Below are 1049 nucleotides of genomic sequence, written 5' to 3'. Positions count from 1 at the left end.
CGCTCGGTGGCGGTGGAGCCGGCGACGGCGCCGGGCGATCCGCCGGTCAGCCAGGCCGACGGCGTCGGGCCGCAGCCGTGCCGGTACTGCAGCGCCACCTGATCCTGCACATAGGTCTGGCCGCGATAGAGGCGCATCAGACCGTTGCCGTAGCGCTGCAGCTCGTCCACCGGGCCGCGGCTGGCGGTCAGCAGGTTGCGGTCGATCAGGATCAGCGTCGGCTTCACCGCGATCAGCCGGTCGAGCAGCGGTTCGAAATCGGCGAACTGCGCCTGACGGTGGACGATGCGCAGGAACTCCAGGTTGGGCACGCCGCGCTCGGCGGCGATCTTCGCCATGCCGCGCTCGTCCAGCGTGGCGTCGCGCAGGGCGGTGTCGCCCAGCGCCACCACCATCACCGAACCGGGGGTGCGCGCCGCCCGGTTGGCCACCGCATCGATGCGGTTCAGGTTGTACCAGGCGAAGGGCTGGTCGTAGAGCATCGACCCGGTCCACAACACCCCCAGCGCCGCCAGACCGGCCAGCACCAGCGGCGCCGCCAGTGCGATCCCCAGCAATCCCCAGCGCCGCCTGCCGTGTCGCGCTGTCCCGCCGGCGATGGCTTCCCCGGCTTGCGGGGGAACGGATTGCGGTTCCGGCTGTGGCTGGGTCTCCTGCGGGTCGAGATGGGACATCGGGCGTCTCCGGGCGTGCTGCGGCTGCTCCCACAACGCGCGGGGGAGGAGAATCGACAGGCGGTAATTGGGGGTAGCCCCAAGGTTCTGGAACGGCTCCGTTGCAGGGTCACGGTTTGCCGAACGCGCCATTTCTGTGTAGTCTCCGACCCCAGAGGACGGCTTTACAGCAGGGTTGGCGATGAGCACCGAAATCCGCACCTTCACCATTCCCGACGCCGCCGCTGAAGAGGCGCAGGCGCAGCTGTCCGCCTTCCTGCGGACGGTCGAGGTCCAGCGCATCGAAACCGCCTATGCCGACGGGGCGTGGCGCGTGCTGGTGCTGTTCACCGACCTGCGCCGCAAGGAGGAATCGCAGCAGATCGAGGCCGCCAT

General features: G+C 69.6%; 1 protein-coding gene and 1 pseudogene. One reads left to right on the top strand and one right to left on the bottom strand.

Going from position 1 to position 1049, the window contains the following annotated elements:
• Nucleotides 1-674: hypothetical protein (locus tag I71_RS24490; RefSeq protein ID WP_042699755.1), on the bottom strand; the 674-nt coding region annotated here is incomplete at its 3' end.
• Nucleotides 675-855: 181 nt separating this feature from the next.
• On the opposite strand from I71_RS24490, the pseudogene I71_RS24485 reads away from it, so the two are divergent.
• Nucleotides 856-1049: pseudogene (locus I71_RS24485) on the top strand (aldolase); the annotation flags it as partial.

Origin of the sequence: Azospirillum sp. B506, from assembly GCF_000333595.1 — a bacterium.
GTDB lineage: Bacteria > Pseudomonadota > Alphaproteobacteria > Azospirillales > Azospirillaceae > Azospirillum.
Note: the sequence above shows the minus strand (reverse complement) of the source record. Positions and strands in the feature narration are given on the sequence as shown.